9 protein-coding genes are annotated in these 6,628 nt (G+C 62.8%); 8 read left to right on the forward strand and 1 reads right to left on the reverse strand.

Annotated elements, in window-relative coordinates:
• The coding region (locus ACYVDE_RS11635; RefSeq protein WP_460501717.1) for a DUF4846 domain-containing protein at positions 1 to 727 on the forward strand (727 nt) is incomplete at its 5' end.
• A 3-nt stretch (positions 728 to 730) separates the two neighbouring features.
• Here the strand turns inward: ACYVDE_RS11635 and ACYVDE_RS11640 are convergent.
• On the reverse strand, positions 731 to 1,402 hold the full coding sequence (locus ACYVDE_RS11640; RefSeq protein ID WP_460501718.1) for an HAD family hydrolase: 672 nt from the start codon (positions 1,400 to 1,402) through the stop codon (positions 731 to 733).
• A gap of 166 nt (positions 1,403 to 1,568) precedes the next feature.
• Between ACYVDE_RS11640 and ACYVDE_RS11645 the strand changes: the two genes are divergently transcribed.
• The 7 genes from ACYVDE_RS11645 to ACYVDE_RS11675 form a co-directional block, all read left to right on the forward strand.
• Positions 1,569 to 2,300 carry a pirin family protein gene (locus tag ACYVDE_RS11645; RefSeq protein WP_460501719.1) on the forward strand — a complete coding sequence of 244 codons (732 nt, stop codon included), beginning with the start codon at positions 1,569 to 1,571 and terminating at the stop codon, positions 2,298 to 2,300.
• A gap of 159 nt (positions 2,301 to 2,459) precedes the next feature.
• Positions 2,460 to 3,044 (forward strand): nitroreductase family protein, encoded by a 585-nt coding sequence (locus tag ACYVDE_RS11650; RefSeq protein ID WP_460501720.1) that lies wholly within the window; start codon positions 2,460 to 2,462, stop codon positions 3,042 to 3,044.
• The gene (locus ACYVDE_RS11655) at positions 3,041 to 3,751 is read left to right on the forward strand and encodes a pirin family protein (RefSeq protein WP_460501721.1); all 711 of its coding nucleotides are present in this window, start codon (positions 3,041 to 3,043) and stop codon (positions 3,749 to 3,751) included. The genes ACYVDE_RS11650 and ACYVDE_RS11655 overlap by 4 nt, the downstream gene beginning before the upstream one ends.
• A 110-nt stretch (positions 3,752 to 3,861) precedes the next feature.
• Complete coding sequence (gene purU, locus ACYVDE_RS11660; RefSeq protein ID WP_460501722.1) at positions 3,862 to 4,695, forward strand: formyltetrahydrofolate deformylase; 834 nt, start codon at positions 3,862 to 3,864, stop codon at positions 4,693 to 4,695.
• Between the two features lie 219 nt (positions 4,696 to 4,914).
• Positions 4,915 to 5,331 carry a pyridoxamine 5'-phosphate oxidase family protein gene (locus ACYVDE_RS11665; protein WP_460501723.1) on the forward strand — a complete coding sequence of 139 codons (417 nt, stop codon included), beginning with the start codon at positions 4,915 to 4,917 and terminating at the stop codon, positions 5,329 to 5,331.
• Positions 5,332 to 5,519: 188 nt separating this feature from the next.
• A complete protein-coding gene (locus ACYVDE_RS11670; protein ID WP_460501724.1) occupies positions 5,520 to 6,203 on the forward strand; it encodes an SIR2 family NAD-dependent protein deacylase in 684 nt (227 codons plus the stop codon).
• A 172-nt stretch (positions 6,204 to 6,375) separates the two neighbouring features.
• On the forward strand, positions 6,376 to 6,628 hold a 253-nt coding region (locus ACYVDE_RS11675; RefSeq protein ID WP_460501725.1), incomplete at its 3' end, for a metal-dependent hydrolase.

The raw sequence follows: 6,628 nt of genomic DNA on the forward strand, positions 1-6,628 counted from the left end.
AGCCCGCTTTCCGGCCCCGGCGGGCTGCCGGCGGGTGCCGGTAGCAGCCGGCTCCTGGGGCGAATGGCTGCGGGGCCTGCCCCTTAAACCTACTGGCACCAAAGCCCGCCTCTACAACGGCCAGCTGAAAACCCCGCAAAACGTGGTGGCCGCCGTGTTCGACATCGACGTGGGCGCCCAGGATTTGCAGCAGTGCGCTGACGCTGTGATTCGGCTGCGGGCCGAGTACGGCTTCAGCCACGACCCCAATCAGGTGCATTTTCACCTCACCACGGGCTACGATTTCTGGTTTTCGGACTTCGTGGCCGGCCGCACCTTTCGGGTGGTGAACGAGGAAGTGCGGCCCGCCACCCGGCCCGCCGAGCCGCCCACCCACGCGGCGCTGACCCGCTACCTGCTACCCACCTTCGGCTACGCGGGTACCAAGTCGCTGCGGCGCGACTTACGGTCCGTGCCGCTGCCGCAGGTACAGCCCGGCGACGTGCTCATTCACGGCGGTGCGCCCGGGCACGCGGTGCTGGTGGTGGATGTGGCCGAACACCCGGTTTCGCACCAGAAGTACGTGCTGCTGGCCCAGAGCTACATGCCGGCCCAGAACATTCATGTGCTGCGCAACGTGGCCGCGCCGGCCCTGGGAGCCTGGTTTGCCGTGCCGGGGCCGGCCGAGGCTGAATTTGACACGCCCGAGTGGACGTTTGCCCGCGAAGAGCTGGGCCGGTTCGAGTAGCCGCTACGCCTGCTCGCCCGGCGCGATGGCCTGAATGCCGGCCGCGCTCAGCTCCCCGAAGCCGCGGATGATGCGGTCGGCCTGCTGCAGGTTCTGCCCTTCGGAATGCGGGCTGAGATAGGCAATGCAGTAGATGCCGGCCGCTTTAGCGGCGGCCACGCCGTTGGCGGCGTCTTCAATCACGATGCACTCGCCCACGGGCGTGCCGGCCAGCTCGGCGGCGCGCAGGAAGATGGCCGGGTGCGGCTTCGATTCGGCAAAGTCTTCGCCGCTGACGATGTGGGCGAAGTAGGGCCGCAGCCCGAAGCGGTCGAACACCCGCGCGATGGTGGCTTTCGAGGCCGACGACGCCACAACCAGCTGCACCCCGTGGTGGCGCAGGTCTTCTAACAGGTTGCGCACGCCGGGCAGCAGGTCGAGGTCGGCGTCTTCATCAAACGCCTTGTTGAACAGCTCACGCTTGCGGTCAACCATGGCTTCCACGGCTTGCGGCAGGTTGTACTGCTGCTTGAGACGCTGGAAGACGTTGCGCGTCGACTTGCCCAGGAAAGTGGCGTACTCGGCATCCGAAATAGACAGGCCCAGCTCGGCAAACTCGGCGAAGAAGGCGTGGTGGTGGAGCGGCTCGGTGTCGATGATAACACCGTCCATGTCGAAGATGACCGTACGAATCATGAGGGGGCGGAAGCGGGGAATACGCGGGCAAAGGTACCCGGTGGCCGCGCAGCCGCTACGGCGAGAGGAAATAATTGCGGGCGTAAAACTTTTTCAATGCAAATGATGTATGTACATCAAATGTATCTACATTTGTCTTCTTAACGCATTTAACCAACGCCCTATCATGGCCCGCACCGTTCTGCACCTCGCCAATACTCGCGGCCACGCCAATCATGGCTGGCTCAACTCTTACCACACCTTCAGCTTCGCCAGCTACAACAACCCCGAGCGCGTGCACTTCGGCGCCCTGCGCGTGCTGAACGACGACACCGTGGCCGGCGGCATGGGCTTCAGCAAGCACCCGCACGACAACATGGAGATTATCTCCATCCCGCTGTCGGGCGACCTGGAGCATCAGGATTCGATGGGCAACAAAACCGTGATTCGCCAGCACGATGTGCAGGTGATGAGCGCAGGCACCGGCGTGGCCCACTCCGAGAAAAACCACAACCAGCACCAGGAAGTGAAATTCCTGCAAATCTGGGTATTTCCGAAGCAGCGCGGCATCAAGCCCAACTACGGGCAGGAAACCTTCGCCCCGGAGGCCCGCCACAACCAGCTGCTGCAAGTAGTATCGCCCGAGGGCGACGGTAGCAACCCGCACATCAACCAGGATGCCTGGTTCCACATCGGCAACCTCGATAAGGGCTTCACGACGGAGTACGCCATTAAAAAAGCCGGCAACGGCGTGTATGCCTTCGTGCTCGAAGGCGACGTGACCATCAACGGCCAGGCCCTGCACCGCCGCGATGGCTTCGGCATCTGGGACACCGACAAGCTCGAAATCAGCGCTGACAGCACCGCCGAGCTGCTGCTGATGGAAGTGCCGATGGAGTTTCAACTTTTGATGCAGTAGCCGGTATTCGATAGTCATTGATAAAACGGCCGACGTAGAGACGCAATATTTTGCGTCTCGTCGTTGAACGATGACTCCCGCACGAAACCCGAACGGCGCGGCCGACGAGACGCAAAATGTTGCGTCTCTACATCCCATCTGAATTTCAAACATCAAAACATGAAACCCGCTCCCACCACCTACCCCGTTCACGAGCTTATTCGCAACCGCTGGAGTCCCCGCTCCTTCTCGGCTCAGCCCGTAGAGCAGGGGAAGCTGAACCAAGTATTTGAAGCCGCTTCCTGGGCCTTTAGCGCCATGAACCTGCAGCCCTGGCAGTACATCTACGCGCACAAAGAAGACACCGCCGCCTTCCAGAAAATCCTCGATTGCCTGGTGCCCGGCAACCAGCCCTGGGCCAAAAATGCTCCTGTGCTCATCATCGCCCTGGCCCGCACCACCAACCCCGACGGCCAGCCCAACGGCGCGGCCATGCACGACCTCGGCGCCGCCAACGCCACCCTCATGCTCGAAGCCACCGCCCTGGGCCTCTACGGCCACCTCATGGGCGGCTTTGACCGCGACAAAACCCGCCGCGACTTCCACCTGCCCGACAAGCTGACGCCCGCCGTGGTAATTGCCCTCGGCTACCTTGGCGAAGCCGAGCAGCTCGAAGAGCCCTTCCTAAGCCGCGAAAAATCGGTCCGCGCCCGCAAGCCGGTGGCCGAATTTGCCTTCCAGAACGAGCTGCCCGACGCCCAATGAAAACCCGCCTCACCCGCGCCGCCGACCGCGGCCTCAAGGACATCGGCTGGCTGAAAAGCTACCTCTCGCTCAGCTTCGGGCCCTACCCCAACCCCGAGCGCAGCGGCTTCGGCCTGCTGCGCGTCTTCAACGACGACGTAGTGCAGCCCGGCGGGGGCTTCGGCATCCACGGCCACGCCAACATGGAAATCATCTCGGTGATGCTGGCCGGCAGCATGAACCACAAAGACACCCTCGGCTACACCGAAGTGGTGCACCAGGACTGGGTGCAGATTATGAGCGCTGGCTCGGGCCTGCGCCACGAGGAGCACAACGTGGGCGACACCGACGTGAACTTCCTGCAAATCTGGATTGAGCCCAAGCTACAGAACGTGGGCCCGCGCTACCAGCGCCGCCAGTTCCCCGAGGCGAAGCGCGAAAACCAGCTCACCACCATCGTGAGCAACGAGGAAGGCCAGTCCCACTGCTGGATAAACCAGAATGCCCGGCTCTCGCTTGGCTACTATACCGAAGCCCAAACTGTCGATTACACCTTCCGGCCGCTGAATAAGCTGCTGTTCCTGTTCGTCATCAGCGGCAGTGTATCGGTGGCCGGCCAGCAGGTGCAGGAGCGCGACAGCCTCGGCATTTGGGAAACCGACCACGTGAGCATCGAAGCCGCCGCCGGCTCGCGGTTTTTGCTGATTGAATGCCCAATAAATCATTAATTTTTTTTTGCCGGCACAAAAAAGCCCGCTGCCTCCGCAGCGGGCTTTTTTGTGCCGCGCCGTTCACCGCCCCCGCGGCTACATTTACACCTTCCGCAACCCCTCATTTCATGGCGCAATTCCTCCTCATTCAATGCCCCGACGAGCCGGGGCTGGTGCATAAAATTACCGGTGTACTCTTCCGGCACGACCTCAACATCCTGCGAAACGGCGAATTTGTGGAGCCCGAAAACAGCCAGTTTTTCATGCGCACCGAGTTCAGCGGCGACTTCGAACCCACCCAGCTTCACGCCGAGCTCGCCTCCCTGCTGCCGCTCAATGCCCGCATCCGCTTCTCCGACACCCGCCCCAAACACATCGTGCTTATGGCCACCAGGGAGCACCACTGCCTCAGCGAGCTGCTGGTGCGCCACGCCTTCGGCGAGCTCAACGCCCGCGTGCTGGCCGTCATCAGCAACCACGAGGTGCTCGGCGACCTGGCCCGGCGCTTCGACATTCCGTTTCACTGCGTGTCGCACCAGGGCCTGAGCCGTGAGGCCCACGAGGCCGCCGTGCTCGCCACCCTGGCCCAGTACCAGCCCGAGTTTGTGGTGCTGGCCAAGTACATGCGCATCCTCTCGTCGGAGTTCGTGGCCCACTACCCCAATCGCCTCATCAACATTCACCACTCGTTTCTGCCTGCCTTCGTGGGGGCCAGCCCCTACGCGCAGGCCTACGAGCGGGGCGTAAAAATCATCGGGGCCACCGCCCACTTCGTGAACGAGCAGCTCGACCAAGGCCCCATCATCGCCCAAAGCGTCATCCCCATCGACCACACCCAGAGCGCCCGCGACCTGGCCCAGGCCGGCCGCGACGTCGAGAAAATCGTCCTCGCCCGCTCCCTCAACTTGGTTTTCGACGGCCACGTCTTCGTGAACCGCAACAAGACCGTCATTTTCGATTGAACCCATCGTACAGTTGAGGTCTTCACGAAATGGCCTGCCACGGGGTGGAGGCGCAATATTTTGCGTCTCGTCGTTGAACGATGATGTTTGAACGACGCTCGAACGGCGCGGACGACGAGACGCAAAATATTGCGTCTCTACCCCATTGCCTTCTTCTTTCCAATAACTACCACTCCCGGCCGTGCGTACGCATTCCGTACCCAACCCCCACCCTATCTCATGGCCGAAACCACCCTTCAAGCCGTCGCCGCCAAAATGGCGAAGCTCGACATCACGATGCTGACCACCCACACCAGCCGCGGCCACCTCAGCACCCGCCCCATGAGCAACAACGGCGACGTGGAATACGACGGCAACTCTTACTACTTCACTTACGAAGGCTCCCGCACCGTTTCCGACATTAAAGAAAATCCGCACGTCAGCCTCGGCTTCTCCGGCCCCGACTGGCTGTATGTATCCGTCGTGGGCACCGCCACACTCATCCGCCAACGCGCCACTCTCGAAAAGCACTGGCTGCCCGAGCTCAAGCGCTGGTTCAAAGAAGGCACCGATACGCCCGGCATCGTGCTCATCCGCGTGCAGGCCAAGCGCATCAAGTTCTGGCATGGTGAAGAGGACGGCGAGGTAACGTTGTAAGGCCCGGATTTAACCGAACAAAAAGAACGTCCTGCTGAGCGCAGCCGAAGCATCTCTACCGCGTAACTAATCCAATTGAAGGGGTTAGTATTGCAGTAGAGATTCTTCGGCTGTGCTCAGCAGGACGTTGTTGCGTTAGCCGCCCCAACTCCTACCCTCCTACCTCCACACCCTCCTACCCCAAACCAATGAAACACCTCGTCGTCCTCACCGGCGCCGGCGTCTCGGCCGAGTCCGGCATCCGCACTTTCCGCGACACCAACGGCCTCTGGGAAGACCACCGCGTCGAAGACGTGGCCTCGCCCGAGGGCTTTGCCCGCAACCCCGCCCTGGTGCTCGACTTCTACAACCAACGCCGCGCCCAGGCCCGCACCGTGCAGCCCAACGCCGCCCACCTGGCCCTGTCCGGCTTCGAGGAAGCCCCCGACTGGCGCGTCAGCATCATCACCCAGAACGTGGATGACCTGCACGAACGCGCCGGCTCGCGCCACGTGCTGCACCTGCACGGCATGCTGAACGAGATGCGCTCGGTAGCCGATGAAGCCACCGTGTACCCCTGCGAAGGCGACATCCACATGGGCGACCTCGCCCCCGACGGCACCCAGCTGCGCCCGCACATCGTGTGGTTCGGCGAGATGGTGCCCGCCATCGAAGAAGCAGCCGAAATCGTGAGCACCGCCGATGCCCTGCTCGTGGTGGGCACCTCGCTGCAAGTGTATCCGGCCGCCGGCCTGCTGCATTACGCCCCCGCTACCTGCCCCGTCTTCGTCATCGACCCGCACCAGCCCGAAGCCGGCCGCCGCGGCGTGCGCTACGTGGCCGAGCCCGCCAGCACCGGCGTGCCCAAAGTGTTGCGCGAGCTGGCACAGTAGCGCGGACTTTTAGTCCACGCTACTTCATCCGACTTCAACTTGCGCCATGCCCCCTCCTCCCAAACGCAGCTTCGCACGCGAATTCTGGCCCAAAGCCCTCATCGTCGCCGCCGTGGTGGCAGGCCTCTGGCTGCTCGAACACTACGGCATCATCCGCCGCTGGTAATTTTTTATGGCCTCCGCCTTCGCCCACGCCGCCCTCGGGGCCACCCTCGGCAAGCTCCTACTACCCCAACGCCAGCATTGGCCTTACTGGGTGGCCGCCGGTATCTGCGCTGCCCTGCCCGACATTGATTCCATTGGCTACCGCCTGGGCGTGCCCTACGACAGCCTCTGGGGCCACCGCGGCCTCACGCACTCGCTGCTGGTCGCTGCTGTGGTAGCCGCCGTGGGCACGCTGCTGAGCCGGCTGGCGCGGCCCGAAA

The sequence above is a fragment of the Hymenobacter agri genome (assembly GCF_054778495.1).

Coding starts and splice junctions, on each gene's coding strand:
- ACYVDE_RS11640 (WP_460501718.1), bottom strand. CDS start 1,402: ATGATTCGTACGGTCATCTTCGACATGGACGGTGTTATCATCGACACC.
- ACYVDE_RS11645 (WP_460501719.1), top strand. CDS start 1,569: ATGGCCCGCACCGTTCTGCACCTCGCCAATACTCGCGGCCACGCCAAT.
- ACYVDE_RS11650 (WP_460501720.1), top strand. CDS start 2,460: ATGAAACCCGCTCCCACCACCTACCCCGTTCACGAGCTTATTCGCAAC.
- ACYVDE_RS11655 (WP_460501721.1), top strand. CDS start 3,041: ATGAAAACCCGCCTCACCCGCGCCGCCGACCGCGGCCTCAAGGACATC.
- purU (WP_460501722.1), top strand. CDS start 3,862: ATGGCGCAATTCCTCCTCATTCAATGCCCCGACGAGCCGGGGCTGGTG.
- ACYVDE_RS11670 (WP_460501724.1), top strand. CDS start 5,520: ATGAAACACCTCGTCGTCCTCACCGGCGCCGGCGTCTCGGCCGAGTCC.
- ACYVDE_RS11665 (WP_460501723.1), top strand. CDS start 4,915: ATGGCCGAAACCACCCTTCAAGCCGTCGCCGCCAAAATGGCGAAGCTC.